The 26,240-nt window shown below is 42.3% G+C and carries 23 protein-coding genes; 10 read left to right on the forward strand and 13 right to left on the reverse strand.

Annotation, left to right across the window (positions count from 1 at the left end; translation table 11 throughout):
* Positions 1 to 101 precede the first annotated feature (101 nt).
* Positions 102 to 1,862 carry an alpha-L-fucosidase gene (locus ACESMA_RS01240; protein ID WP_372946928.1) on the forward strand — a complete coding sequence of 587 codons (1,761 nt, stop codon included), beginning with the start codon at positions 102 to 104 and terminating at the stop codon, positions 1,860 to 1,862.
* Between the two features lie 811 nt (positions 1,863 to 2,673).
* Positions 2,674 to 4,197, forward strand: a complete 1,524-nt coding sequence (locus ACESMA_RS01245) for an IS1634 family transposase (RefSeq protein ID WP_372946929.1) — start codon at positions 2,674 to 2,676, stop codon at positions 4,195 to 4,197.
* 252 nt (positions 4,198 to 4,449) lie between these two features.
* On the opposite strand, the gene ACESMA_RS01250 is transcribed toward ACESMA_RS01245, so the two are convergent.
* Positions 4,450 to 6,408 (reverse strand): tetratricopeptide repeat protein, encoded by a 1,959-nt coding sequence (locus ACESMA_RS01250; protein ID WP_372946930.1) that lies wholly within the window; start codon positions 6,406 to 6,408, stop codon positions 4,450 to 4,452.
* Positions 6,409 to 6,502: 94 nt separating this feature from the next.
* Here ACESMA_RS01250 and ACESMA_RS01255 point away from each other — a divergent pair, with 94 nt between their 5' ends.
* The 6 genes from ACESMA_RS01255 to ACESMA_RS01280 all read left to right on the forward strand — a co-directional run bounded on the left by ACESMA_RS01255 (position 6,503) and on the right by ACESMA_RS01280 (position 13,551).
* Positions 6,503 to 7,075 carry a DNA-3-methyladenine glycosylase I gene (locus ACESMA_RS01255; protein ID WP_372946931.1) on the forward strand — a complete coding sequence of 191 codons (573 nt, stop codon included), beginning with the start codon at positions 6,503 to 6,505 and terminating at the stop codon, positions 7,073 to 7,075.
* A gap of 128 nt (positions 7,076 to 7,203) precedes the next feature.
* Positions 7,204 to 8,418 carry an aminopeptidase C gene (locus ACESMA_RS01260; RefSeq protein ID WP_372946932.1) on the forward strand — a complete coding sequence of 405 codons (1,215 nt, stop codon included), beginning with the start codon at positions 7,204 to 7,206 and terminating at the stop codon, positions 8,416 to 8,418.
* Positions 8,419 to 8,485: 67 nt separating this feature from the next.
* Positions 8,486 to 9,391: a hypothetical protein gene (locus ACESMA_RS01265; protein ID WP_372946933.1), complete on the forward strand. Its 906-nt coding sequence runs from the start codon at positions 8,486 to 8,488 to the stop codon at positions 9,389 to 9,391.
* 79 nt (positions 9,392 to 9,470) lie between these two features.
* Entirely contained in the window at positions 9,471 to 10,418 is a 948-nt protein-coding gene (locus tag ACESMA_RS01270) for a glycosyltransferase family 2 protein (protein ID WP_372946934.1), read from the forward strand.
* A 97-nt stretch (positions 10,419 to 10,515) separates the two neighbouring features.
* The gene (locus ACESMA_RS01275; protein ID WP_372946935.1) at positions 10,516 to 11,196 is read left to right on the forward strand and encodes a TonB-dependent receptor plug domain-containing protein; all 681 of its coding nucleotides are present in this window, start codon (positions 10,516 to 10,518) and stop codon (positions 11,194 to 11,196) included.
* A 39-nt stretch (positions 11,197 to 11,235) separates the two neighbouring features.
* Positions 11,236 to 13,551 carry a glycosyl hydrolase family 95 catalytic domain-containing protein gene (locus ACESMA_RS01280; RefSeq protein WP_372946936.1) on the forward strand — a complete coding sequence of 772 codons (2,316 nt, stop codon included), beginning with the start codon at positions 11,236 to 11,238 and terminating at the stop codon, positions 13,549 to 13,551.
* A 341-nt stretch (positions 13,552 to 13,892) separates the two neighbouring features.
* Here ACESMA_RS01280 and ACESMA_RS01285 read toward each other — a convergent pair whose 3' ends face one another.
* The 12 genes from ACESMA_RS01285 to ACESMA_RS01340 form a co-directional block, all read right to left on the reverse strand.
* Positions 13,893 to 14,444 carry a 2-oxoacid:acceptor oxidoreductase family protein gene (locus ACESMA_RS01285; protein ID WP_372946937.1) on the reverse strand — a complete coding sequence of 184 codons (552 nt, stop codon included), beginning with the start codon at positions 14,442 to 14,444 and terminating at the stop codon, positions 13,893 to 13,895.
* Positions 14,445 to 14,456: 12 nt separating this feature from the next.
* Complete coding sequence (locus ACESMA_RS01290; RefSeq protein ID WP_372946938.1) at positions 14,457 to 15,248, reverse strand: thiamine pyrophosphate-dependent enzyme; 792 nt, start codon at positions 15,246 to 15,248, stop codon at positions 14,457 to 14,459.
* Positions 15,245 to 16,345 carry a 3-methyl-2-oxobutanoate dehydrogenase subunit VorB gene (locus ACESMA_RS01295; RefSeq protein WP_372946939.1) on the reverse strand — a complete coding sequence of 367 codons (1,101 nt, stop codon included), beginning with the start codon at positions 16,343 to 16,345 and terminating at the stop codon, positions 15,245 to 15,247. Before ACESMA_RS01295 ends, ACESMA_RS01290 begins: the two co-directional genes overlap by 4 nt.
* A gap of 106 nt (positions 16,346 to 16,451) precedes the next feature.
* Positions 16,452 to 16,676 carry a 4Fe-4S binding protein gene (locus ACESMA_RS01300; protein WP_372946940.1) on the reverse strand — a complete coding sequence of 75 codons (225 nt, stop codon included), beginning with the start codon at positions 16,674 to 16,676 and terminating at the stop codon, positions 16,452 to 16,454.
* A 219-nt stretch (positions 16,677 to 16,895) separates the two neighbouring features.
* Positions 16,896 to 17,462 carry a Crp/Fnr family transcriptional regulator gene (locus ACESMA_RS01305; protein ID WP_372946941.1) on the reverse strand — a complete coding sequence of 189 codons (567 nt, stop codon included), beginning with the start codon at positions 17,460 to 17,462 and terminating at the stop codon, positions 16,896 to 16,898.
* 11 nt (positions 17,463 to 17,473) lie between these two features.
* Complete coding sequence (locus ACESMA_RS01310) at positions 17,474 to 18,793, reverse strand: aminotransferase class I/II-fold pyridoxal phosphate-dependent enzyme (protein WP_372946942.1); 1,320 nt, start codon at positions 18,791 to 18,793, stop codon at positions 17,474 to 17,476.
* Between the two features lie 93 nt (positions 18,794 to 18,886).
* Positions 18,887 to 19,411, reverse strand: coding sequence for a flavodoxin (locus ACESMA_RS01315; protein WP_372946943.1), 525 nt, complete (start codon positions 19,409 to 19,411; stop codon positions 18,887 to 18,889).
* A gap of 20 nt (positions 19,412 to 19,431) precedes the next feature.
* Positions 19,432 to 20,268: a prephenate dehydratase gene (locus ACESMA_RS01320; protein WP_372946944.1), complete on the reverse strand. Its 837-nt coding sequence runs from the start codon at positions 20,266 to 20,268 to the stop codon at positions 19,432 to 19,434.
* A gap of 83 nt (positions 20,269 to 20,351) precedes the next feature.
* Complete coding sequence (locus tag ACESMA_RS01325; protein WP_372946945.1) at positions 20,352 to 20,780, reverse strand: ACT domain-containing protein; 429 nt, start codon at positions 20,778 to 20,780, stop codon at positions 20,352 to 20,354.
* Between the two features lie 6 nt (positions 20,781 to 20,786).
* Entirely contained in the window at positions 20,787 to 22,085 is a 1,299-nt protein-coding gene (locus ACESMA_RS01330) for a phenylacetate--CoA ligase family protein (protein ID WP_372946946.1), read from the reverse strand.
* 59 nt (positions 22,086 to 22,144) lie between these two features.
* Positions 22,145 to 22,576 (reverse strand): hypothetical protein, encoded by a 432-nt coding sequence (locus ACESMA_RS01335; protein WP_372946947.1) that lies wholly within the window; start codon positions 22,574 to 22,576, stop codon positions 22,145 to 22,147.
* A gap of 78 nt (positions 22,577 to 22,654) precedes the next feature.
* Positions 22,655 to 23,887: a hypothetical protein gene (locus tag ACESMA_RS01340; RefSeq protein WP_372946948.1), complete on the reverse strand. Its 1,233-nt coding sequence runs from the start codon at positions 23,885 to 23,887 to the stop codon at positions 22,655 to 22,657.
* 245 nt (positions 23,888 to 24,132) lie between these two features.
* On the opposite strand from ACESMA_RS01340, the gene nrfH reads away from it, so the two are divergent.
* Together nrfH and nrfA are read left to right on the forward strand one after the other, a co-directional pair.
* Positions 24,133 to 24,708 carry a cytochrome c nitrite reductase small subunit gene (gene nrfH / locus ACESMA_RS01345; protein WP_372946949.1) on the forward strand — a complete coding sequence of 192 codons (576 nt, stop codon included), beginning with the start codon at positions 24,133 to 24,135 and terminating at the stop codon, positions 24,706 to 24,708.
* 12 nt (positions 24,709 to 24,720) lie between these two features.
* Positions 24,721 to 26,238 (forward strand): ammonia-forming cytochrome c nitrite reductase, encoded by a 1,518-nt coding sequence (gene nrfA / locus ACESMA_RS01350; protein WP_372946950.1) that lies wholly within the window; start codon positions 24,721 to 24,723, stop codon positions 26,236 to 26,238.
* Positions 26,239 to 26,240: the final 2 nt, after the last annotated feature.

Genomic DNA, 26,240 nt, shown 5'->3' on the forward strand with positions numbered 1-26,240 from the left:
GAACAGTCGTAAAATCCAACAGGTGGAAAGGATTTTGGAATGAATTTTCTGAAAGGTATTATACAAAATTAACTGCGTAATATGAGAACTGCACCCTTATATTGTTTACATTTTCAGCTTTCCCCCAATCCCAAACCAACGAGCGGGCCCGGTGGTTTACTGATGCCCGGTTTGGCATGTTCATCCACTGGGGTGTTTATAGCGGCGCTGAAGGATTCTGGAAAGGCGAAAAACTGCGGAACGATAACGATTATGCTGAATGGATAATGTACCGCAACCGGATTGACCGGGAGGAATACCTCTCCTTACTGAACCGTTTCGATTGGGATAAAATCGATCCGGAAGAATGGGTCATTCTTGCCAAAAACTCAGGAATGAAATATGTAACGCTCACAGCAAAGCACCACGACGGATTTGCACTATGGGACAGTCAGGTAAGCGATTATGATTTAGGAAATTATACCAGCCCGAAGCGCGATATTGTAAAGGAACTGGCTGATGCCTGTCAAAAACACGGACTAAAACTGGGTTTGTATTATTCGCACTGGGTGGACTGGGAGCATGAATTTGGTTGGGATCACACCAAAGAAATTACCGGAATTGCTCCTGAAAAATACGACCGGTACTGGCAGGAAAAAGTGATTCCTCAAGTTCGGGAACTACTTATCAATTATGGCGAAATTGGTATGTTTTGGTTCGACATGTGGATTCACCACTCAGAAACGGTGGTTACGAAAGAGCAACTTTTGCAACTGAAAGGACTCATTCGGGAGCTGCAACCCAACTGCATTGTAAACTCGCGGCTGGGACTTTCCATCGAAGAAGACCCCGATGTTGATTTCAAAACGCTGGGCGATAACCAACTGGGTAGTCAAAAGGAAGATTTCCCCTGGCAATCACCGGCAACCGTGGCACATTCATGGGGATTTCATTCTGAAGATACTGATTGGAAATCAACCACAACCCTGCTCAAATCACTCATCAATAATGTAAGTTTGAATGGCAATTTTATGCTGAACATCGGACCGCGGGCCAATGGTGATGTGCCATACGAAATTTCGCAACGCATGTTGGAAATGGGAAAATGGCTTGACGTAAACGGTGAATCGATTTATGGCGCAGAAGCATTCGATTTGGACAAAGACCTGCACGACTGGGGAAAAATTACCTGCAAAAAAGAAGGGAACAAAACAAAGCTTTACCTGCATGTTTTTAACTGGCCATTAAACAAAAAGCTAAACTTCACCGGTATTTCCGCCACTCCCGAAAAAATTTACCTGCTGACCGACAAGCAACAAAAACCGCTTTCTTTTAAACATACTGGTGTTTTCACACAAATAGATTTACCTGCTATGGAACCTGATCCATACATTTCGGTGCTGGTGGTTGAATACGACCAATATCCGGAAACAGTTCAAAAACTGGTAGCCAAAACAACCGATGGCGGTTTTTCGCTTACCCCCCGAAACCTGATTTATTCAAAAGACGAAATAAAAATTCAGACCAAAAGCAGAAGGGGAACTATCCCGGAATTCACTCCGGTTGTTGGTTCACAAAAAATGAAATGGAAAATTTATGTGGATGAACCCGGAACCAAAACGGTTGACATTTCATACAGTTTCCAGGGGAAAAACCCGAAAAGTAAATTGGTGATAAGCGGATTTGATACCGCTCTGACGCATCAAGTTGAACCCACCGGGAAAACTGTAGGCGAACCAAATTCTGATTGGGTGATCGACAATTTCAAATCGTTTAGCCTGGGTGAAATACATTTTCCTGAAAAAGGATTTTATGAAATCAACCTGGAAGCTGAACCTGGCAGGAATGAAGAAATTAAATTTCAGTGGATCTGGCTGAAATAATCAACCAAAAAGGAAGGTAAAAGATATCAACAATTGTTAATAACACACGTTGAAACATGGTGAATACAAAACCAAATAAAAACTTGACAGATATTAGATTTTAATCTTACATTTGTTCTTACCAGGTGAGCGATAAAAGGCAGCTTCAAAAATGTGGAAACGGGGAACGTTTCTTAGTTGAAACCGGAACCATTTCTCCCCTTCCTTCGGGAAGGCACATCAGAGGAGCCGAAGTTTGAACCAGGAAGTCTGGAAACCATCGGTTCATTCAATCAACTGGAAGAAAACCAGACGTTCTTTCAAGATTGAGTCTTCAGGCAGAAGTTCAGCCAACCGAAAGGAAGGCATTTAAGACTTCGGTTTTTTTTAAGACAAACTGCACAGTAAACAACGGGTTACACCGCAAAATGCTGATTGACAACGACAAATTTCTTCGGAAAATTGTTTAAAGCACTGAAAGACACTTCGTCCGCGAAGGCATCCGGAAAGCCGAACGGACTGCTCAAAAGTTTAGCCGTAGAAAGCTAAAACGGAGAGTAAAGGGCAAACAAATTCATCTGAAAAGATGAACTTAAAGCCAGCCACGATAACCGTAGCCTGGCACTCGGGAAAACTTCGGTGGACCCAGTGAAATGGGAGCTATTCGTAAAAGAGTAGTTCCCATTTGTGTTTTAAAGAGGTGCAACTTTTAAAAACCGGTACATTTTTCCAAATTCATTTTTCCTGTTTTCCGCATTTTTTTGCAACACCCGCGTAACTAATTGTAAATCAATTACAGGTTAGTAAATTTGGGTGTTGCAAATTTTTTAATATGTATGTAAGAGAGTTAAAGAATCGTAGTGGAAGCATTAGTATCCAGATAATTAGCAAGGCCAGAGGCAGGTATAAAGTTGTCAAATCTTTAGGTTCTGCCATCACACGGCAAAAAATTGAAAGGCTTAGGCGGTTGGCACAACAGGAGATTGAGCGGTTATCAGAACCGTTGACTTTGTTTTCATCGCCTGATGATGTTCTTGTTGAGAAAGTGTTTGAATCGCTTGATAACTCAAGCATTCAGACGGTAGGCCCTGAGTTGGTTTTCGGGAAAATTTTTGATTATATCGGGTTTAATCAGGTTGGTGAGGAATTGTTCAGGCATTTGGTCGTTTCACGGCTTGCATTCCCGCTGAGCAAACTAAAAACCATCGAATATCTATACCGTTACCAGGGAGTAACGCTTGATATCGATGCAGTTTACCGTTTTCTCGATAAGCTGAACACAAAACTTAAAGAGCAGGTAGAGCAAATCGCATTTACGCATACCAAGAAAGTTTTGGAAGGAAACATTAGCGTGGTGTTTTATGATATGACCACGCTTTATTTTGAGGCCAGCGATGAAGATGACCTGCGTAAAACGGGTTTTTCGAAAGACGGCAAACACCAGAACCCGCAAATATTTATTGGTCTGCTGGTTGGTTTGGGAGGATATGCCATTGGGTACGATATTTTCGAAGGCAATTCTTACGAGGGGCACACACTGATTCCGTTTCTGGAAAAGATGAAGCAAAGGTTTAAGTTGGGTAAACTTGTGGTGATTGCCGATTCGGGGTTGTTGTCGAACGATAATATCGCGGCCCTTGAGGCCAATGGTTATGAGTACATCCTTGGCGCACGGCTAAAGAATGAATCGGGTAAAATCAAAACAGAAATACTTCAGCACACGTTTAGTGATGGCGATACCACCAGCATTACAAAAGATGAAAAAACAAGGCTGATTGTCAATTATTCCATGGCCAGGGCAACAAAAGATGAATACAACCGCAAAAGAGGTCTGACCCGTTTGGAAAAACAGGTTAAAGCAGGAAAACTTACCAAATCAAACATCAACAACCGGGGTTACAATAAATACCTGAAACTTTCGGGTGAAGTATCCATTGAAATCGATTACGAAAAGTACAATCAGGATAAAGTATGGGATGGACTCAAAGGATACGTTACCAATACCCGGCTAACTGATGCCGCAGTAATGGAAAACTACAAAAACCTGTGGCACATCGAAAAGGCGTTCCGCATGTCAAAAACCGATTTACGCATCAGGCCCATCTATCACAGGTTGCGAAACAGGATTGAAGCACACCTTTGTATTGCCTTTACTGCATATTGTGTTTATAAAGAACTCGAACGTATTCTTTACCACGAGAAATCAACACTTTCTCTCAAAAAAGCAGCCGAACTGACCCACAATATGTATCAGGTAAAATATACGCTTCCTGATTCCAGGTACACAAAAACAAGATTGCTAAATATGGATGACCAACAAAAGGAATTGTTCGATATTGTCTCAAAAAATTTTTAGGGTGTTGCAACGCTGAAAACAGGAGTAAAGGGCAAACAAATTCATCTGAAAAGATGAACTTAAAGCCAGCCACGATAACCGTAGCCTGGCACTCGGGAAAACTTCGGTGGACCCAGTGAAATGGGAGCTATTCGTAAAAGAGTAGTTCCCATTTGTGTTTTAAAGAGGTGCAACTTTTAAAAACCGGTACATTTTTCCAAATTCATTTTTTTTGGATTTTTGGCCAATAAATCAGATTTACACCGAATGGGTTTAATTGCAATACCTTTTAATAATATTGTATGCCCCTTCAATTCCAAGTTCGCCGGCACGACTCAAATCAAGCGCACCACCATCAATATCGTCGAGAAATATTTTGGTAAGGCCACGGTTAAAGTATGCTTCGGCAAATTCCGGTTCCAGTTCAATGGCCTTATTTAAATCTTCAATGGCACTTTTATACTCTTTCAAACGCAATTTAATATAAGCCCGGTTGTAGTAACCGAAAAAGAAATTGGGTTTAAGGTATAATAAAGCCTGGTAATCGTCCATTATTTTCTGGTATTCGGGTAATGCAACAGGTTCACCTGAGTCCATTTGCTGATTGAAATTTCCAATGGGCACTGAAACTTCATCGCGTGTATTACTCAGCAATTCAATTTGTTCCAGCATTTTATACCGTGTATTTCCCCTCGAAAAGAATCCGATGGCCTGACTTTTATCTAATTCGAGCGAACGGTTTAAATCTTCAAGTGCAGCATTATATTCGCCGGTTAGGCTGTAAAAAATACCGCGATTCAAATAATTATGACTATTTGCCTGAATATTAAGACGGGCATTAAAATACAAAATGAAATTTTCAAAAACGTCACGGTATTCATTCACCGGTTTATTGGTAATAGTTAAAAGCGGATTGTAATTGTTCATCTGATTCAGTTCGTCTATAGCCAGGTTATAATATTGTGAGCGTTCATAATCAACTGCATTTTTCTCGAAGGCAGAAACAATAAATATGGGTTGCAAATCAATTTCAATATTTCGGTTTTGCACCCTTCCGTCGTCAACTTCCTCATCATTATCGGAGGGCAAATCCCGTGAGTCTTCCACAACCAGATTAATGCGCTGACGTCTGTTTCTGCGGTTTTCATTTTCTTCTTCATCACCTGAATCATCATGTGGTGTTGGCACAGCGGAATTTTGTTGTGTGGAATCCTGCTGTGCATTGGTCTGATTGGCTGATTGCTTTTGTGTTCCGGATTGACCAGATGAAGCCCCTGCTTGCGATTGTCCTTGCTGACTTTGCTGATTTTGTGCCAATTGCTCAGCATCAAGACGGCGGCTTTCCAAATCGAACTGTGGATTAAGCTGAGCTGCAATCCGGTAATCGTCCTGAAAACCGGGTTTGCCCAAAATCTCACGCGCCATAGCCCGGTTGAAATACGCACTGGCCATTTCCGGATTTAATCTTAATGCCATATCATAATCCATAATAGCTCCCTCATAATCACCCAGTTTGTGTTTTACAATTCCACGATTATTGAAGGCCAAAGCATTTTGAGGTTCCAGTTTAATAGACTGGTCGTAATCGCGCAAAGCAGAAGCAAAATCATCCATCTCGAAACGGGCCAAACCCCTATTTAGATAAGCAGAACCAAAGTGCGGTCTGATAATAATTACCTGGTTTAAATCGCGGATTGCCTCTTCCACATCACCCTCCACAATATGCGCATTGCTTCGGTTCATTAAAGCGTGGGTTGATTTCGGATTGATTTCGAGTGCTTTATTATAATCTTCAATGGCACCTTCTACATTTTTCAGGGCAAGTTTGGCAATTCCCCGGTTATTGTAAATCGACTCATTTTCCGGATCGAAATCCAGACCGCGATTGTAATCTTCAATGGCTTTCTCATATTCCCCCAGGTTATGGTAAGCCATTCCTCGGTTCATGTAAGCCTGCGGATAAAAAGGTTTTATTTCAATGGCTTTGTTGTAATCGAGAATGGCCCCTCTGAAATCTTCCAGTTGGTGTTTGGCCACTCCGCGGTAAAAATAAGCTTCGGGCAGGTATGGTTTAAATTTTATTACAATGTTGAAATATTCGATAGCGCCTGTGTAATTTCCAATGGAAATTCGCGTGCGTCCTACCCTGATGTAATGGTTAATATTTAATTGTGCTTCAGCAAAAATTGCAGTAACCAGCAACAAAAACAATATGGTCGTAACTTTTTTCATTTTCTTATTTCGAAGTCAACAAAAATAATATTAAAAGAAAACCCGGTACTGATTCATTAATTTTATTTAACTTTTTGCCCAAAATACAGATAATATGTGTGAACGATGTAATTGGTCAACTTCCAGCGAAAGGATGATTAAGTATCACGACACCGAATGGGGAGTTCCCCTCCACGATGATGAAAAATTATTCGAATTTCTTGTACTCGAGGGTTTCCAGGCTGGTTTGAGCTGGCAAATTGTGTTGCATAAAAGAGAGGATTTCAGAAGAGCTTTTGATGGATTTGTTCCGGAAACAATTTCCGCATATGATGAAAAAAAGCTGGAAAAACTGCTTCAGGATAAAACTATTATTCGAAACAAACAAAAAATTTCAGCCTGTGTAAACAATGCGCTACAATTTATCAAAATTCAAAAAGAATTTGAAAGCTTCAACAATTACATTTGGAGTTTTGTGAATTACAAACCCATTGTGAATTCTTTTTCTGAACTAAACCAATTGCCGGCAAAAACTCTACTTTCAGATCAAATTTCTGATGACCTGAAAAAAAGAGGATTTAAATTTGTGGGGTCAACCGTTGTTTATGCCCACATGCAGGCAACCGGAATGGTAAATGACCACCTCACAAATTGCTTCAGATACCAGGAAATAATTTCCTGCTATTAAAAAATAAGGGTTAAAACACGGTTCATCTAAAATTCAGAATGTTTCTAAATGTTAAAATTTTCGTTAAGATATTTTTATTATTATTTTTGGCATTATTAAAAAAATAAGACGTTTTAAAGTTTTTTTAAATGAAGATTAACATTAAATATATACTGACAGCATTTCTTGTTGTCAGTTTTTCATTGGCAACCTACGCAGGCGATGAGGTAAAAAAAGACAAAAAAGAAGCATGGGAATTTGAAGATGTAATTTTGCTCCCAACCTCCCCGGTAGAAGATCAGCACCGTTCAGGTACCTGCTGGTCTTTTTCAGGACTTTCATTTTTACAATCTGAAATGATGCGTTTGGGCAAACCCGAAGTAAATCTTTCTGAAATGTTTGTGGTTTGGCACACCTATGCTGAAAAAGCTACTAAACATGTTCGGGTTCATGGCAACCTTAATTTTTCGGCAGGCGGTGCATTTCATGATGTAACCAATATGATTGCCAGGTATGGAGTTGTTCCCGAGTCGGTTTACGACGGGCTGAAATACGGGGAAGACAAACACGTGCACGGAGAAATGGACCGTGTATTACGCGAATATGTTGACGCAGTTGTTGAAAATAAAAACCGCAAACTCAGTACTGCCTGGCACGACGCTTTCACTCAAATCCTTGACACCTACCTGGGTGAAATTCCCCAGAAATTCGAATACGAAGGAAAAACTTACACGCCTCTCAGTTTTGCCGACAATTTTGTTGGGTTAAACATGGACGATTACGTTGAAATTACTTCCTATACCCATCACCCGTTTTACTCCAGTTTCATTATTGAAATTCCGGATAACTGGTCGTGGGACGAGGTGTACAATGTACCCTTAAATGAGTTGGAAGAAATTATTGATTATTCCCTTGAAAATGGATATACCATTGCATGGGCAGCCGATGTAAGTGAAAAAGGATTTGCTTCAGGAAATAAAGGAATAGCTGTTTTACCCGCCGCACCCGAAACTGACATGTCCGACGCCGAAATTTCGCGCTGGGAAGCTCTGCCGGAAAGAGAGCGTGAAAACGAATTGTACAAATTGGAAAAACCAGTTCCCGAAATGGAAGTGACCCAGGAAATGCGCCAAATTGCTTTCGATAATTTTCAAACAACCGACGACCACGGTATGCATATTATAGGATTGGCAAAAGACCCAAATGGAAATACTTTTTACAAAGTGAAAAATTCATGGGGCGATTATAATAAGTTTAACGGGTATTTTTACGCTTCAAAACCCTATGTAAACTATAAAACCATGTGTATTATGGTTCATAAAGATGCCATTCCTCCAGGGATAAGATCAAAACTGAGCTTATAAGTATATGAAGGACTGCCATATTTTTGCAGTCCTTTTTTATTTATTTTTACCCGGAATTTTAGTGAAAATGAAATCCCGACTTATAATTGTTTTACTTCTTTTTTCTGTTATTCGCGGAATGGCACAACAGTCTGGAAATGACATGTCGTGGTGGAATGAATTGCACGGCTGGGAAGAAGGTGATCCTGGCTGGCGAAACTGGATGAAAATTTCTCCCGGTTATTTTGGTCCCAACGCACTTCCCGTGCCTCATGTTCAAAAAGGAGAACTGTTTAAAGAAACAGAATTCGAACTCACTTTTTCAAATCATTTTCACCCGGGAGATCCTACGCAGGATTTATCAGGGTATGTATATATTCCATTTGCAAGCAATAAAATAGCTGTTGAAATGTATGGCGTTGCATTTGAACGTTTTGCCTTTTCAGAAGAAATACGGAATGAACGTTTTTCCCGCATAAAAGATGGCAAGGGATCGGCCATTGGCGATTTTTATTTCAGCACATTAATTCAGGTTCTAAAGGATAGAAAATTCCCCAACACATTATTCCGTTTTGGAACAAAAACAGCATCAGGAAACCAGTTGGAGGGAGCGCGTTACATTGATAGTCCGGCCTATTTTTTGGATTTGAGTTTTTCAAAAACCATCGGAAATTCTGAAACCGGTGCAGTCAAACCATTCGGGATGATTGGCTTTTACACCTGGCAAACCAACGACGAACTGAATCTGCAAAACGATGCCCTGCTTTACGGGCTGGGTGCAGATTACATTAAAAATACCTGGTTGTTTTCGGCCTCTTGCTCTGGTTATTCTGGCTACAAAAACGAACGCGACAAACCCATGCAGCTTCATTTCGACCTGCGGAAAGATTTTGCAAAAAAAGCTTATCGGGTCCAATATCAACATGGCTTGCGACATTGGGAATATAAAACACTCCGCTTTTCATACATTTTAAAAATTAACCGGAAAGAATAAGAAAAACGGTTTTGCAGCGGATTTATGTACCTTTGCCGAAAATTTCAAAAAAGTTCAGAAATCAAATAATTTCAAAACAATGAAAAAACTCTCGCTGGTTATTTGCGTTTTCAACGAAGAACCCAACATTAAACCCCTTTCGGAACAAATTCAGCAAGCATTAAAAAATATAGATTTTGAAGCCATTTTTGTTGACGATGGTTCCACAGACAATACCCGTTCTGAAATTCTGAAAATTAATGACGACCGTTTTATTTTGGTTGAACTAAAGAGAAATTACGGACAAAGTTCGGCATTGCAGGCAGGAATAGACCAGGCAGACGGCGAATATGTGGCACTGATTGACGGCGATTTGCAAAACGATCCGGCTGACATTCCAGGCATGTTAAAAATGATGGAAAACGAAAACTGGGACATGGTTGCGGGGGTCCGGGCCAATCGGAAAGATGGCATGTTTCTTCGGAAAGCGCCGTCGAAAATAGCCAATTACATGATTCGCCAATCAACCGGCACCAAAATGAAAGACCTGGGATGCACACTAAAGATCTTCACCAAAGAAACCATTAAGAGTATTCATATTTACGGCGAATTGCACCGGTTTATTCCGGTTTTAATAACCCTGGAAGGCGCTACACGAATTACCCAGGTTGACGTAAATCACCGGCCGCGTAAATTCGGAACCTCCAAATACAACCTGAGCCGCACTACTAAAGTCATGAGCGATTTGTTTTTGATGCTTTTCTTTAAAAAATATTTGCAACGCCCCATGCACTTTTTCGGCGGACTGGGAATTATCACCTTCGGAATTGGCGCACTCATCAACCTTTATTTGCTAATTCTGAAAATCCTTGGCCACGACATTTGGGGAAAACCCTTACTTTTACTTGGAATTCTTTTGGTGATGGGAGGAATTCAGTTTGTAACCACCGGAATTATTGCCGAGCTGCAAATGCGAACTTACTTTGAATCGCAACAGAAAAAACCCTATCGCGTTAAAAGAGTAATTGCTGCAAAAGAAGTAAAATAACAGACTACAAATCACGGTATGTTTTTTGATGCTTACTTGTTGAATATTTGAATTTTAAATTAAATTTGTACATTATATTATAAAGAGAGGAAACGCCATGAATACAAAATTTTCAAAAACATTACCTTTAATTGCAGTACTTTTTTTTGCATTGATATCCAATGCACAGGAAAGAATTGTACACGGAATGGTAACCACTTTTGACAGCATACCGCTAATTGATGCAGAAGTTCAGGTTAGAAGCACCAAACAAACCGTTTTAACAGATACCCTGGGAAGATTTTCGGTTGCAGTGAATCCCGGAGAAAGACTAAAAGTTTCAGCAACAGGCTTTTTCAATCAAAAAGTTAAACTGGAAGAAAAAACCAAATTTGCTGCCATTAATCTAAAACTGAAACCCGGAGAAAAAAACCGTGAATATGCCATTGGGTACGGGCATGTTTCTGACAGGGATAAATTGAATGCTTTGGCCTCTTTAAACAGTGATGATCTCGACTTTTCGCAATACAGTGATATTTATGATTTAATTAAAGGCCGTTTTGCTGGTGTTCAGGTGGTTAACGGCGAAATTATTATTCGCGGAATAAACTCCATAAACAGCAGCAGCGCAGCACTTATTGTTGTTGATGGTGTTCCGGTTGACGGAAGCGCACTCTCCTCCATTCCGCCGGTTCAGGTAAAAAGCATTAATGTGATTAAAGACGGAAGCTCAGCCATTTACGGTTCGCGCGGAGCAAACGGTGTGGTACTGATTGAAACCAAACGTGGCGACGATTAAATCTGCATATCAAAATAAATCAAAACAAACCATCTTCAAATGATTCGAATTTTTTTCCTGTTCGTTCTTTCTTTTACGCTTTTTTTTCAAAGCTGTAAAACGCAAAATACCACATCTGAAAGGGAGCTGAAACTCTGGTACGACAAACCGGCACAGGAATGGGTGGAAGCTCTCCCTGTTGGAAACGGACGGTTAGGCGCTATGGTTTTTGGCGGAATAAAAACCGAACGCATTCAACTCAACGAAGAATCGGTTTGGACCGGTGGGCCCATCGAACGTGCAAACCCGGAGGCGCTGGAAAACCTTGATAAAGTGCGCCAGCTTCTTTTTGAAGGCAAATATGCCGAAGGCGACCGGCTGGCTCAGGAAAAAATTATGGGAAAACGTATTGATGCCGGACAACACACCTACCAAACATTGGGCGATCTATTCCTGGAATTTGACGAATTAGGTGAGATTACTAATTATAAAAGATTGCTTGACCTGCGAGCAGCAATTACCACAACTAATTTTGAAGCCGGCGGTGTAAAATATGCCCGCGAGGTTTTTGCTTCGGCACCCGACCAGATTATTGCCATTAAACTCTCTTCTTCAGAAAAAGGAAAACTGAATTTTACAACCTGGCTGGAGCGCCCCGGCGATGCTGAAATAGTTTCAGCCAGCGACAATCAAATACTGATGACCGGTTTTGCCCAATATGAAGGTCGTGGAACCCGTTTTGCTTCGTTGCTGAATGTAAATAATACTGGCGGAGAAATTGTTGCATCAAGCGGAAAAATATCTGTGAAAAATGCTGATGAAGTGGTTTTGCTAATTTCAGGAAGAACCAGCTATTGGGGCGATCACGAAACAGAAAAATCGGCAGACGACATCAGAAGAATTGAGGAAACACCATACGAAGAATTAAAAAAGAACCATATTGCTGACTACCATCAACTTTTCAACCGGGTTGATTTGGTACTGAATGCACCCGATACGCTGAACATCCCAACCAATGAACGTTTAGAGCGGGTGAAAAATGGTGTAAACGACGATCATCTTACCGAACTCTATTTCCAGTTTGGACGGTATTTACTTATAAGTTCATCACGCCCCGGTGGTTTACCAGCCAACCTGCAAGGGATTTGGGACGGAACATTGTCGCCTCCGTGGAACGCCGACTACCACATCAACATTAATATTCAGATGAACTACTGGCCGGCGCTGGTAACCAACCTGGCCGAAACGCAGGAACCGTTTTTCGAATTTGTGGATGATCTGCGCGAACGGGGTTCCCAAACCGCCCGCGAAGTGTATGGCAGTCGCGGTTTTGTGGCCCACCACACCACCGATGTGTGGAAGTTCACCGACCCCATCGGTATGACCGGTTACGGCATGTGGCCCATGGGTGCAGCCTGGTGTTCCGACCACTTCTGGGAACATTATGATTACACCGGCGATGACCAGTTTCTTCGCGAAAAAGCATATCCGGTGCTGAAAGATGCTGCCCTCTTTTTTGTGGATTTCCTGGTAGAAGATCCCAAAACCGGGCTTCTGGTTTCGGGACCGGGCATGTCGCCCGAAAACAAGTTTATTGCGCCAAACGGAGAAACTGCGGCGGTTTGTATGGGGCCTGCCATGGATCATCAAATCATCCGCGAACTTTTCAATAACTGTATCAAAACCTCTGAAATGCTGAATATCGACACCCAGTTTGCCGACACATTGCGCACCATGCTGGCACAACTTACGCCGTCGCAAATCGGTTCCGACGGACGTGTTCTGGAGTGGTCGGAAGAGCTACCGGAAGCCGAGCCGGGGCACCGGCACATTTCGCACCTTTATGCCTTGTATCCCGGTGAGGAGTTTACCAATCCCGACGACCCGAAGTGGATGGAGGCTTCACGAAAATCCATTGAGGAACGATTGAGGCACGGTGGTGGGCACACCGGCTGGAGTCGTGCCTGGATCATCAACTTTTTTGCCCGGCTGAAAGACGGTGAAAAAGCGCACGAAAACCTTCTGGCGCTGCTGGCCAAATCCACGCACCCAAACCTGTTCGATAACCACCCGCCATTCCAAATTGACGGAAACTTTGGCGGTACTGCCGGCATTGCCGAAATGCTGCTACAAAGTCACAACGGAGTACTGCAAATGCTGCCTGCCCTCCCACCCTCCTGGCAAAAAGGCCACATTAGAGGCCTCCGTGCCCGTGGCGGTTTCGAAGTGGATTTGGCATGGGAAAATAGCCGGCTCATCGAAGCCAAAGTGCGGTCATTGCTCGGAAATACTTGTAAAGTGATGTATGGGAACAAAACGGTGGCCATTGAAACGGAAGTCGGGGAAGAGGTTTTGCTGGATGGGAATCTGCAATAAAATAAAATATCATTACACGAAATTTTTCCTCTCCTATAACAAATTTAACTATTAGAATAAATTTTTGCCTAAAGTAAGGGTGTCCGCCAGTTGGCTGACGGGGTGGTCAAACCAGATAAAAACTAATTTTAATTTTTTGTTTCTAAAAGATAAAAACCTTATCCCAACCTCCCCAAACCTCTCAGTAAATAAGGTCAACTTCACCCGTTTCAAAACCTTATACATCCACCTTATTCGATCCAAAGGCAATTAAGAAGGTTAATAAGGTTGGGTTTTAAGGGTGGTCAAATTGCTACAAAGGTTAAAAACAGAAAATTAGGTTTTCGAAGAAAAGTAACAACTCACACCTCCTGCACCGTTTCTACAATCTCTTGGCCTTTTTTAATGGCTTCCAGGTTTAGCGGAATGAGTTTGTGGTAGCGCTCGGGCAGTGATTTTTCCAGACCTTTTTCCACGTTGTCGAGTTTTAGAATGGGTCTTACTTTAAGAAAACTGCCGAAAACAATCATGTTGAAAACTTTTGGATTGCCCATTTCCACAGCCGTTTTGGTACCTTCCACCTTGTAAATGTTAATGTCTTTCCGTGTAGGGTGATTTACAATTCCGTTGGGATCGTACAACAACGTGCCGCCCGGTTTCACGGCCTTTTCAAACTTGTCCATACTTTGCTGGTTCAGAATAATGGCAGTATCGAACTCGTGCAAAACCGGTGAACTGATGCGGTTGTCGCTCACAATTACAGTTACGTTGGCTGTACCTCCGCGCATTTCGGGCCCGTACGACGGAAACCAGGTTACTTCCTTATCTTCCATAATTCCTGAATAAGCGAGAATTTTCCCCATGGAAAGAACGCCCTGACCACCGAATCCGGCAATTATCATTTCTTCTGTCATAACTTCTGGTTTTTAATTGTTTGTAACAGGTTCTCCTTTTTCACTGTCTTTCATGTCGCCCAGCGGATAATACGGAAACATGTTTTCTTCCATCCACTTGTTGGCCTGCACCGGCGACAATTTCCAGCCCGAGTTGCAGGTAGAAACCACTTCCACAAACGATGTCCCTTTTTTGTCGAGCACATTCTGAATGCCCTTTTTCAGCGCCCGTTTGCATTTACGAACCGATGCGGCTGTTTGTGCCGACTGCCGGGTTACATAAGAAGTTCCCGGAAGTTTAGCCACCAAATCGGTCATTTTCAGAGGGTAACCATTTCTTTCATGGTCACGTCCGCAGGGTGTGGTTGAAGTCACCATTTTATCGATGGTGGTTGGCGCCATCTGGCCGCCGGTCATTCCGTAAATGCCATTGTTAATAAACACCACCAAAATATTTTCGCCGCGATTGCAGGCGTGTATGATTTCGGCGGCTCCAATGGAAGCTAAATCGCCGTCGCCCTGGTATGTAAACACAAACTTTTCCGGATTCAGACGAACGACCCCGGTTGCCACTGCAGGCGCCCGTCCGTGGGCTGCTTCCTGCCAGTCGATGTCGATGTAGTTATAGGCAAATACGGCACAACCAACCGGTGCAATTCCTATCGTTTTTTCCTGAAGTCCCATCTCATCAATCAATTCAGCTAACAGCTTATGAACTACCCCGTGCGTACATCCCGGGCAGTAATGCGTAATGGTGTCAATCTGTACTTTCGACTTGCTGTAAACCAGGTTTTCCGGTTTTATAATTTCTTTGATATTCATCATTTACCCTCCTTTAAAAATTTCTGCTCCAACGCTTCCACTACTTCTCCCGGTGAGGGAATAATTCCTCCCATTCGTCCGAAATATTCAATACGGCGATGTATGCCAGCATCATAAACAGCGAGTTTTATATCTTCTATCATCTGCCCGGCACTCATTTCAACCGACATAAAACCTTTTACGTTTTTTGCCAGTTCTTTAATTATGGTTTTCGGGAATGGAAAAAGGGTAATTGGCCTGAGCAATCCCACTTTCAAACCTTTTTCCCGGGCAATTTCAACCGATTTCTCGCACACCCTCGATGAAGTTCCAAAAGCAACCAGAATGTATTCTGCATCGTCGCACTGAATGGCTTCGTAGCGTTGTTCTTCAGCTTCCATCTTCCGGTATTTTTCCTGAAAACGCTTGTTGTTGGCTTCCATTTTGTCAGAATCCATTTCCAGCGAGGTAATCACATTCCGCTCGCGGGTAGATGGTTTTCCAACAGTTGCCCAACTGCCGCTAATTTCATTCACTTCCTCATTGGTCCAGCGTTTTTTGTAATCCGAAAGTTCCACTTTTTCCATCATCTGGCCGATGGCGCCATCAGTTAAAATCATGGCCGGGTTTCGGTATTTAAAGGCCAGTTCAAAAGCCAAATCCACAAAATCGTTCATTTCCTGCACCGACGACGGAGCCAGCACAATCATTTTGTAATCGCCGTGGCCTCCGCCCTTAACAGCCTGGAAATAGTCGGCCTGCGAGGGCTGAATAGTTCCCAGACCCGGACCGCCACGCTGAACATTAACCACCAGGCAAGGCAATTCGGCGCCTGCAATGTATGAAATACCCTCCGACATCAAACTGACACCCGGGCTGGAAGAAGATGTCATCACTTTCTTTCCCGAACCGGCAGCGCCATAAACCATGTTAATGGCCGCCACTTCGCTCTCTGCCTGTAAAACCACCATTCCGGTTTCGTCCCAGGGCTGGCGTTCCATAAGCATTTCCATCACTTCCGACTGAGGTGTAATGGGATAGCCAAAATAGCCGTCGCATCCGCATCGGATGGCAGCCTCGGCCAGCACCTCATTTCCCTTCATTAATCTTAGTTCTCCCATTCTTATAAAATTTTGTTATTTCTTAATCCTTATTTTTTGGTCACTGGTCATTGGTCATCGTTGCAGTAAACTGAGACTATGACTGCGACTGCGACTGAAAACTTTCTTAAAGCTTCACCCGATATATTGTAATACAGGTATCAGGACAAACCACGCCGCAGTTGGCGCAACCAATGCAGGCCTCGGGGTTTTGCATATATGAATAGTGGTAACCACGACTGTTTACATCTTTATTCAGGGCCAGCACATCCTCAGGGCAGGCTTCCACACATAAACTACATCCTTTGCAACCCTCTTTGTCAACTACAACAGCTCCTCTTACTTTTGCCATATCTTATCAAATTTTCTGCTAAAATTAATATCCTTTTTATCAGAAAAACACCATAAAAATCAGGTTATTCCATAATTTTCAGACAAGGTTAAAATCTGTAAACCAATGGAATGTACTACTGACAAATTGTTAGTTTTTCTTTGGCACAGATTAAAATTTGAATCTGTTTGACAAAACTATTTTTTAACCGGCGGAAACTATGCAACTATTGTTGCGTTATCAAATTTTATAAAGAAAACGGGTTAGGATGTTACGGTGAATGCCTAAATAGGATGCAATGTGCTGACGTTGAAGCTTTTTCCCAAGTTCGGGATATTCCTCGAAAAATTTACGAATTCGCTGTTCGGCATTTAGTGACTGGAAAGAATGGATGCGCTCCAATGCCTGAATGTAACTTTCTTCGGCCAAAATACGCACAGTGCGTTCGAACTTGGAATTATGGTCGAGTAAATACTTAAACTCTTCTTTTTCAATGCAAATCAGTTCCGAATCTTCGTAAGCACGAATAGACTCGCTGGAATTTTTCCCAAGATAAAAGCTGCGGTGGTTGCTGACAATAAAATTGTTGGGCGGAAAGAAAAACCGCGAAACCCATTCTGTGCCGCTTTCTGCAATGTAGGTTGAATATAGGAGCCCGCTTATAAGAATGCCAATTTTTTGAGTTTTTTCATCGTAATTAATAAAAGAGTCTCCCTTTTTCAGAACAGAAGGTTTGTTTTTCAATTCAACTTTCTGAAGTAGTTCAAGCGTAAGTTTATAGCGCGAAATTACTTTTTTCGGGTCCATTCAAATTTCTCTCAATTCTTTTCTGAAAAATGGATATTGAATAATTTTAACCGGTGCTCCAAATCGGGGAACTGATTCCGTTTCACAAACGAAACACAGGCGCGGATTCCCTGTTCGTTACTTCCGGTATTATCAAGAGCAATGGCGCTGATTCCATAATAAAGCAGATTCGCAACCAGTTGGTTTCCGGTCATTCCGGGGTACGATATGGTGAAATAAAACCCGTCGGCAACAGGCAGATCTATGTCTTTTTTATAAACGATATCGAATCCGTTTTCTATGAAAAGTTTTTTCATCACTTTGGCTTTCTCACCATACTCTTTTACCTCTTCCACAAAATTGAAACGGCCTTCGTTGGCAGCTTTCAGCATGGCAGCCAGCGCCCATTGTGCCGAATGACTGGTGCCTGACGACAGCGCATACAACAACCTCAATGTAATGGTACTGCCAAAATCAGTTCCTCCAAACCGTTTTTGCAACGCCGGGTAATCGCGTTTAAAAAGTGAATCAGAAATCACCATCAATCCGCAACGCTGGCCCGCATAGGAAAATATTTTGGAACTGGAAATGAACAGCATGTAATTCCCGGTGTATTTCGCAACCGTTGGCTGATAAGGCGGCTGACCGGGTTTCGAAAAATCCTGCCTGAAATCCATACCGAAATAAGCCAGGTCTTCCATCACAATCACATCGTATTTGTTGGCCAAATCGCCAATTATATTCAATTCCTCTTCGGTAAAACAAATCCAGGTGGGATTGTTCGGATTGGAATAAACAATAGAACAAATATTTCCTTTGGAAAGAAACTCTTCCAGTTTCGACCTCAATTTTTCACCCCTGAAGTTAAATACATCAAAGGTTTCGTATTTCTGGCCCAACACCATCATTTGTTGTTTCTGCACCGGAAATCCCGGGTCGATAAAAAGGGTGGTATCTTTTCCTTCCACCGCATTTGCCGCGGCCATAAAAGCGGCATAAGTTCCCTGCATGGATCCAACCGTTGGAATACAACCTTTGGGAGAAACTTCGATATTCAGAAAATTTTTTACAAAACGTGACGCTTCCTCTTTCAGTGGTTTTATACCGTCAACCATGGGATAAATAGCCGCCACACCCCGCTGTAAAGCTTCAATTTCAGCTTCCACTCCCACCTTTGACGGCGGCAGTCCAGGTACGCCCATTTCCATGCGCACATATTTTTCGCCGGTTTCTTCTTCAACCAGATTTACCAGCGCAACAATTTCGCGGATGGAAGCTTTTCCCGGATCGGCAATCCGGAGTTCTTTAATTTTTTGATCGATAATTTCTTTTTCGAAAGGTGAATTCTTCATGGTATTTTTCTCTTTTAATACATTGCCGGTAAAAACGAAATTTGCACCAGATAAAACTCCGGTGCAAACTCAAAATTCTGTATGAATTAAAATCTAAATTCCGAAATGCGGACGAATTTGTTTCACCCAATTTTGCACCCGTTCATCGGTCAGTTCAGGCTCAAAGTCCTCATCAACTGGCAACCCCATAAATTTGCCATCGATTATAGATTCAGATTCGTCAAACTCATATCCATCGGTTGGGACCTGTCCCACAAGTGTTCCTCCGTTTTCCATCAGTTCGCGGCCAAGCAAACCAATATGATTCACAAATGTCTGTGCATAGGTAACATGGTCGCCTAATCCGAAAATAGCCAGTGTTTTGCCTTCGTAACGTGTTTTTCCAATTTCAGGTAAAAAATTGGCCCAGTCGGTATTGTTATATTTCGAATGCCAGGTTTCTTTTCCAACAGTTGAAATGCCGAAAATAATTTTGTCATATTTCTCCAAATCGGTAACACTGGCTTCTTTTACAGGAACCAATTCTGCTTTTTCTTCGCCAATGGCATCTCTTACTTTTTTGGCTACCCGGTGAACAGAGCCGTCGAGCGGGCCAAAGAAAATTGCAATTTTATTCATATAATTTTGTTTTTAATTGTTTACTGGTCATGCAAATAAACTTCACCCCTTTCGTATTCACCCAAAATGGCAAGGCTCGAAACACTTTTAAGCGTCTGATGGATAGCCCGTTCATAGTTTTCCATATTTTCCCATTCCACATCTACATGAATGGTATATTCATTGGGTTTTCCGATTATTGGCACCGACTGAATTTTCGCCAAATTAATTTCATTCTCGGCAAATACGTTCAGTACCCTGGCAAGCGCACCATAAAAATGGCCAACTTCAAAACAAAGAGATGCTTTGTTGGCTTTTTCAGTAGGATTGCCATGTTTTGCCAAAATGAGAAACCGGGTGTAATTTTTTTTGTTGGTTTCAATTCCGGTTTCAAGAATATTTAGCTTGTACAATTCTGCTGAACGCAAATTGCCAATGGCGGCAGCATTCACAGGCCTTTCTTCTGAAATAAATCTGGCTGCACTTGCAGTATCCATTCCTTCATGCAATTCAGCATTCGGAAAATACTTTTCAATGTATTCCACACATTGCTGGAGTGCAATAGGATGTGAGTAGATATCGGTAATATCGGCAGGTTTAACTCCCGGAATGGCCATCAGGTTCATTTGAATGTGCAGGTAAATTTCGCCAATAATACGAAGGTGGTAATCGCGAATCAACTGGTAATTTTTAAGTAAACTTCCGGCAATGGAATTCTCAATGGCTAAAACAGCAAAATCCACTTTGTCGGTATCAATTAACTGACAAACACTGGTAAACGACTTACATTCAACTACTTTAATTTTTTCACTGAAATATTTTTGTGCCGCATCTTCATGAAAAGACCCCACAATTCCCTGTACTGCAATACGCTTCATTCGTTTTTATTAAATTGAATTCAAATATACACATTATGATTTTAGAACAGGTCACCCTTATTTTGGTTCTTTAAAATTTTAATTTATAGCTGGTATTGATCATCGCCTGCTGATAATTCATTTTTATGATTTTCAAGAACCGAGAGGCATTTATCCAGATTAGCCGGCCTGATGACAATGACGGCTGTTTTATCATTCATCGAAAAAGCGTAAAGGTATTCGATAAATACACCCTCCGCATTCAGAATCTGAAGCATTCGCGACAACGCTCCCGGCTGGTTCGGGCTTTTTACCAAAACCACATCGGTGGTGCGCACCGAAAAATGTTTTTCCTTTAATACATTGCATGCTTTGTCCGGATCGGATACGATGAGCCGCAATACGCCAAAATCCGATGTGTCAGCTACAGTAAATGCAGAAATATTGATGTTTGCTTCACCCAAAATTTGAGCTACTTCGTTTAGTCTGCCCGATTTATTTTCCAGAAATACCGAAACTTGTTTTGCTTTCATATCTTTTCAGATTTTTCGATTGTCGATTACCCGTTTTGCTTTGCCTGCCGTTCGCTCAATTGTTTTCGGTTCTACCAGTTTCACATCCACCGAAATGCCCAGCATTCCCTGAATATTGGCCGTAATTTTTTTGCGCAGTGCTTCCAGTTCACGAATTTCGTCCGAGAAAAACTGTTCCTGAACTTCCACCAGTAGTTTGAGCACATCCAGCGAGCCTTCGCGTTCCACAATGAGGAGGTAGTGTGGTTCGGTTTCGCTCATTTCCAACAATACGCTTTCAATTTGCGACGGGAACACATTCACTCCGCGAATAATAAGCATATCGTCGGACCGGCCGGTGCATTTTTCCATCCGAACCAATGTACGACCACAGGTGCATTTGTCGTAATTCAGCCGGGTAAGATCGCGGGTTCGGTAGCGCAGAATGGGAATTCCTTCTTTGGAAACAGTTGAAAAAACCAGTTCTCCCAGTTCTCCCGCAGGAAGCGGTTCCAGTGTTTCCGGGTCAATAATTTCAGGGATAAAATGATCTTCGTTAATGTGCATTCCGGACTGGTGTTCACATTCGCAGGAAACGCCCGGCCCAACCACTTCGCTCAAACCATAAATATCAATGGCTTTCAGTTTTAATTTCGCTTCTATTTCCCGACGCATGTTTTCACTCCACGGTTCGGCGCCAAAAATACCAACACGAAGATTCAGAGAATCGGGTGCAATTCCCATTTCCTGCATCACTTCAGCTAAAAACAGCGCATACGAAGGTGTGCAGGCAATCACCGAAGTTCCGAAATCCTGCATCAGTTGAATCTGCTTTTTTGTGTTTCCGCCCGAAATGGGAATTACTGTGGCTCCAAGGTTTTCGGTTCCGTAATGCAGTCCGAGGCCGCCGGTAAACAACCCGTAACCGTAAGCCACCTGCACAATATCGTTTTTGTGAACGCCGGCCATACAAAGGGTACGCGTTACCACTTCGGCCCACATCTGCAAATCGTTGCGTGTGTAGCCTACCACCGTTGGTTTTCCGGTAGTTCCCGAGCTGGCATGCAAACGCACAATTTCACTCATGGGTACGGTAAACATACCAAACGGGTAATTGTCGCGCAAATCCGATTTATTTGTAAACGGCAGTTTACTTAAATCTTCAACCGACTGAATATCGCCTGGTGCCAGACCTTTTTCCTGCATTTTAGCCCGGTAACTGGGAATGTTGTGGTAAATGCGCCTCACCGTTTGCAACAGCCTTTCGCTTTGAACAGCGGCCATTTCTTCGCGTGATGCACACTCCATTTTTTCGTTCCAAATCATTCGTATTTTTTTCAAACTATTTTAAAACGTTTTCAATTTTTGAAAGGGAATTTTGCCGGTTATTTTCCGTAAACTGTTTGGTCGTCGAGTATTGGAATTCCGTTTTGTTCGAGCAGTTTTTTCGCTTCCAGCACATCCGGAACATCCAGTACCAAAATGGCCATATTGGTTTGGGAAATCAGTCGTGTGTAAGCATTTTCGATATGAATACCAACCCGTGCAATTTGCACAAGCAGTTCATCCAGACCACCTGCCTCGTCTTTCATTTCCAAAGCGATTACTTCGCGCAACGCCACCGAATTGCCTTTTTCAGACAACGCCTGATAAGCTTTTTCGGGTTTATCAACCAAAAGATTAAGTACGCCCCATCCGTGCAGAATGTTACTGAGCGTAAGTGAACGGATATTAATCTGTTCCTTTTTTAGAATATTGGTAATTCCTTCAAAATGAGCAATTTTATTTTCAAGGAAAACTGAGATTTCAAAAGCCATAATTGTTGATTTTTGGTAATACACTGATGCAAAATGCGGCAGCCTATTTTCAAATTTCAAACAAAAATAAAAGGAAAATCAGAAATTGTAAGCCACAGACAACATATTTCTGAAATTTGTTACATTTTCGGCATTTTTAATTTTTCCGAAATTGGTATAGTCGATATCGCCATAAGCCGCAGTTGTCCAACTCATTTCCCAGCCAAACATAAAATTTTTGTACGTATAAATCAGTTGTGGCGATATTTTATAAACCATGTCAATGTCTGTTGCCATACCATAAAATGGTCCGATGGGATTTTCACTGGTACCGAGATTTTTCAGGTAACCGGCAAAAAAACCGAATTTCCAGGTTTGGCCGTAAGTGAAATTGACCCAATTATACATGTGATTTAACGGTGTGTAAGTTTCTGTGCCGGTTGATGCATCGAGCGATGCTACCGCATATCCGCCCGGCAGAAGGCTTTCGTTTACATTCTGTCCATACATCGACTTAGCCTTAAATTCAAACTTGTTTTTAGTGTATTTCAGGTAAGCCAATGCTGCCCAGGTATTTAATTTTTCGGTTGTTTTAAAAGTTCCGTTGGTTCCGGCGGTAGCATTTCTGGGCAAAATACTTTTCCAGTCAACAGCAGCCCCGGCTACCCAGTTTTCATTAAAAAACTGCAATTGGGCATGAAGATTTGGAACCACAGCCTCGCGCTGGTAACGGTAAGTTTTACCGTCGGGCCCGTCGTTGGCATAATTAAACTGGTAAACTGCACCGGCAATAAAATCGAGGTTTTTAGCCAGATGGTGGGTAAGCCTCAACTGCGGACTCCTGTTAAACACCTGAAAAGGAAGGCCGGTATTTTCATTTAAAACCGAAGGATAAACCTTTTCAATAAATGTAGGGTGCCAGGCACGACCGAAAAGAAGGGTGGTTTTAGGCCAGACAAAACTGGTGTAGGCATGACGCAACCTGATGCCGTTTGTTGGAGAATAGCCGGTAAAGTCAACCTCAATATAACCGCTAACAGTTGCTTTTCCCAATTCCAGGCCAGAAAACCGGGTTCCAAATCGTGAGAAGGTATTCAAAAAATGGGCATTTGGCTGAGCATAAATATCTTCCCCATTTTCATCGTAAACCGGTTCGTACGGAAAAAATTCAAGCAGATGATCGCAGGCACATACATTTTTCCTGGAATCGAAAATAAAATCGTTTCGAACGAAACCCGAAAAATCAATTTTAATATTCTTTGAAGTAAGAAATCCCTGTGCTTGTGATCCAAATGAGATTAATAAAAACATTACAATCAGGTTCTGTTTCATAACAAATGTTGATTATTGGTTATTTAACTGAAAAAGAATATTGTATCTATTCTGCTGCTAAATTTAGCAGAAATACGGAGAGTACAGGCAGGTAAAAAAATAACTTCACAACATAATTCGGTAATTTATTTTCATTTTAAATAACGATTCTGCGTTACAATTTTTATATCCTCTTGTAACATCTGTTACAGGTTTAAAGTAAAAATTAAATAAAATTTGAATTTTACTTAACCGATTTAATAATTATGCTGAAAAAACTGCTTCCACCGCCAAAATGGAGGTTTCCTGTAATGATTGCCTCCGCTGTTTTTATAGGAATTGTGCTGTTTACCCTTTACATGTCGAAAGCCCATTCTTACTTGTCGGATGATCCGAAAGCCTGCGTGAACTGTCACATTATGGCTCCACAGTATGCCACCTGGGCGCATAGTTCCCACCGCGAAAGGGCTCATTGCAACGACTGCCATGTACCCCATAACAATATTTTCAACAAGTATTATTTTAAAGCAAATGACGGTTTGCGTCACTCCACACTTTTTGCACTCAGAAAGGAAAGACAGGTAATCCGGATTCTGGAACCCGGGGCCAAAGTGGTTCAAAACAATTGCATCAGATGTCATGAAAAACAACTTGTGGACCCGAAACTTGAAGCCACGGTGGCAAATCACAGAGACATCAGGGAAAGCAGGCGTTGTGTTGACTGTCACCGGGAAGAAGGAGGGCACGGAACCATGAACAGCCTGTCAAGTGTGCCTTATGCACGCGTTCCCCTGCCTGAAAATCCGATTCCTGAATGGTTAAGAAATTATTTAAAAAACTAAAATCATACAAAAATGAACAACAAATTGAGAATAACCGAAAAACACCCATGGTTGGCCTGGGTACTTTTTTTTGCAACCATAGTGGTTGTATTCCTGCTGGGACTTTTAGCTTCATCAATTGTGGAACGCCGGATGGAAGCAGTTTTTGTAAATACCCCGCAAACTGACATAATGCCCTATGAACCACGCAATGAAGTATGGGGAGAAAATTTTCCGCGTCAGTTTCAATCGTATTACGGAACAGCTGATACTTCCTTCCGCAGTAAATACAACGGCAATGTTATGATTGACATGCTGGAAGAAGACCCCAGACTTGTGGTATTGTGGGCTGGTTATGGTTTTTCCAAAGAATACAATCAGGGTCGTGGTCATTATTATGCCATCGAAGATGTACGTAATGTTTTACGCACCGGAGGTCCGAAAAATGCAAATGACGGCCCAATGCCAACTACATGCTGGACTTGTAAAAGCCCAGATGTTCCCAGAGTTATGAACCGCGAAGGTGTGGCCGAATTTTACACAGGTTCATGGGCAAGATTAGGCCCTGAAATTGTAAACCCAATTGGCTGTGCCGACTGCCATGACGAAAAAACAATGAATCTCAGAATTTCAAGGCCTGCTTTGATTGAAGCTTTTGACCGGATGGGAAAGGACATCACAAAAGCCAGTTACCAGGAAATGCGCAGTTTGGTTTGTGCGCAGTGCCATGTGGAATACTATTTTAACAAAGAAGTTGTGGAAGGCGCCCAATATTTAACTTTCCCGTGGGATAACGGTTTCACCGCCGAAGCTATGGAACAATATTACGACAATATAGCGTTTAGCGACTGGACCCATTCCATGAGCAAAGCTCCAATGTTAAAAGCACAACACCCCGGTTACGAAGTTTATATGACAGGAATTCATGCCAAACGCGGTGTGTCTTGTGCTGATTGCCACATGCCCTATTCAAGCGAAGGCGGACAAAAATTCACCGATCATAAAATGCAGTCGCCATTAAATAACATTGCCAATTCGTGCCAGGTATGCCACCGCGAAGAAGCAACCCGGCTGGTTCAGGATGTGTACGAGCGCCAGGATCGGATTATTGAAAACCGCGACGAACTGGAAAAATTGCTGGTGAGGGCACACGTTGAAGCCCAAAAAGCATGGGAATTGGGTGCAACCGAAGAGCAAATGAAGGATGTTCTCACTGGAATACGCCACGCTCAGTGGCGGTGGGATTACGCGGCAGCCAGTCATGGTGGTTCGTTCCATTCGCCGGTTGAAATTGGCCGAACTGTTGCCAACGGCATAACCATTGCTCAGGAAGCACGTATTAAACTGGCCAGGCTTCTGGCTCAATTCGGGCTGAATGAAGAAATTCCTTATCCTGACATTGCTACAAAAGAAAAAGCACAGGAATTTATTGGCCTGGACATGGAACAATTGAACGCCGAAAAGCAGGAGTTTCTGAAAACTCTGGTACCCGAATGGGATAAACAAGCTGCAGAGCGGGAAGCTTCATATGGAGTTTTAATGACGAATTAAAT

The organism is Mariniphaga sp., from assembly GCF_041687215.1.
Taxonomy (GTDB): Bacteria; Bacteroidota; Bacteroidia; order Bacteroidales; family Prolixibacteraceae; genus Mariniphaga.

Bases quoted from the DNA above. Each gene is read 5' to 3' on its own strand.
- ACESMA_RS01285 (WP_372946937.1), bottom strand. From the start codon at position 14,444: ATGACAGAAGAAATGATAATTGCCGGATTCGGTGGTCAGGGCGTTCTT.
- ACESMA_RS01320 (WP_372946944.1), bottom strand. From the start codon at position 20,268: ATGAAGCGTATTGCAGTACAGGGAATTGTGGGGTCTTTTCATGAAGAT.
- ACESMA_RS01310 (WP_372946942.1), bottom strand. From the start codon at position 18,793: ATGAAGAATTCACCTTTCGAAAAAGAAATTATCGATCAAAAAATTAAA.
- ACESMA_RS01250 (WP_372946930.1), bottom strand. From the start codon at position 6,408: ATGAAAAAAGTTACGACCATATTGTTTTTGTTGCTGGTTACTGCAATT.
- ACESMA_RS01295 (WP_372946939.1), bottom strand. From the start codon at position 16,345: ATGGGAGAACTAAGATTAATGAAGGGAAATGAGGTGCTGGCCGAGGCT.
- ACESMA_RS01340 (WP_372946948.1), bottom strand. From the start codon at position 23,887: ATGAAACAGAACCTGATTGTAATGTTTTTATTAATCTCATTTGGATCA.
- ACESMA_RS01305 (WP_372946941.1), bottom strand. From the start codon at position 17,462: ATGGACCCGAAAAAAGTAATTTCGCGCTATAAACTTACGCTTGAACTA.
- ACESMA_RS01265 (WP_372946933.1), top strand. From the start codon at position 8,486: ATGAAATCCCGACTTATAATTGTTTTACTTCTTTTTTCTGTTATTCGC.
- ACESMA_RS01330 (WP_372946946.1), bottom strand. From the start codon at position 22,085: ATGATTTGGAACGAAAAAATGGAGTGTGCATCACGCGAAGAAATGGCC.
- ACESMA_RS01300 (WP_372946940.1), bottom strand. From the start codon at position 16,676: ATGGCAAAAGTAAGAGGAGCTGTTGTAGTTGACAAAGAGGGTTGCAAA.
- ACESMA_RS01245 (WP_372946929.1), top strand. From the start codon at position 2,674: ATGTATGTAAGAGAGTTAAAGAATCGTAGTGGAAGCATTAGTATCCAG.
- ACESMA_RS01270 (WP_372946934.1), top strand. From the start codon at position 9,471: ATGAAAAAACTCTCGCTGGTTATTTGCGTTTTCAACGAAGAACCCAAC.
- ACESMA_RS01315 (WP_372946943.1), bottom strand. From the start codon at position 19,411: ATGAATAAAATTGCAATTTTCTTTGGCCCGCTCGACGGCTCTGTTCAC.
- nrfA (WP_372946950.1), top strand. From the start codon at position 24,721: ATGAACAACAAATTGAGAATAACCGAAAAACACCCATGGTTGGCCTGG.
- nrfH (WP_372946949.1), top strand. From the start codon at position 24,133: ATGCTGAAAAAACTGCTTCCACCGCCAAAATGGAGGTTTCCTGTAATG.
- ACESMA_RS01255 (WP_372946931.1), top strand. From the start codon at position 6,503: ATGTGTGAACGATGTAATTGGTCAACTTCCAGCGAAAGGATGATTAAG.
- ACESMA_RS01280 (WP_372946936.1), top strand. From the start codon at position 11,236: ATGATTCGAATTTTTTTCCTGTTCGTTCTTTCTTTTACGCTTTTTTTT.
- ACESMA_RS01260 (WP_372946932.1), top strand. From the start codon at position 7,204: ATGAAGATTAACATTAAATATATACTGACAGCATTTCTTGTTGTCAGT.
- ACESMA_RS01325 (WP_372946945.1), bottom strand. From the start codon at position 20,780: ATGAAAGCAAAACAAGTTTCGGTATTTCTGGAAAATAAATCGGGCAGA.
- ACESMA_RS01275 (WP_372946935.1), top strand. From the start codon at position 10,516: ATGAATACAAAATTTTCAAAAACATTACCTTTAATTGCAGTACTTTTT.
- ACESMA_RS01290 (WP_372946938.1), bottom strand. From the start codon at position 15,248: ATGATGAATATCAAAGAAATTATAAAACCGGAAAACCTGGTTTACAGC.
- ACESMA_RS01335 (WP_372946947.1), bottom strand. From the start codon at position 22,576: ATGGCTTTTGAAATCTCAGTTTTCCTTGAAAATAAAATTGCTCATTTT.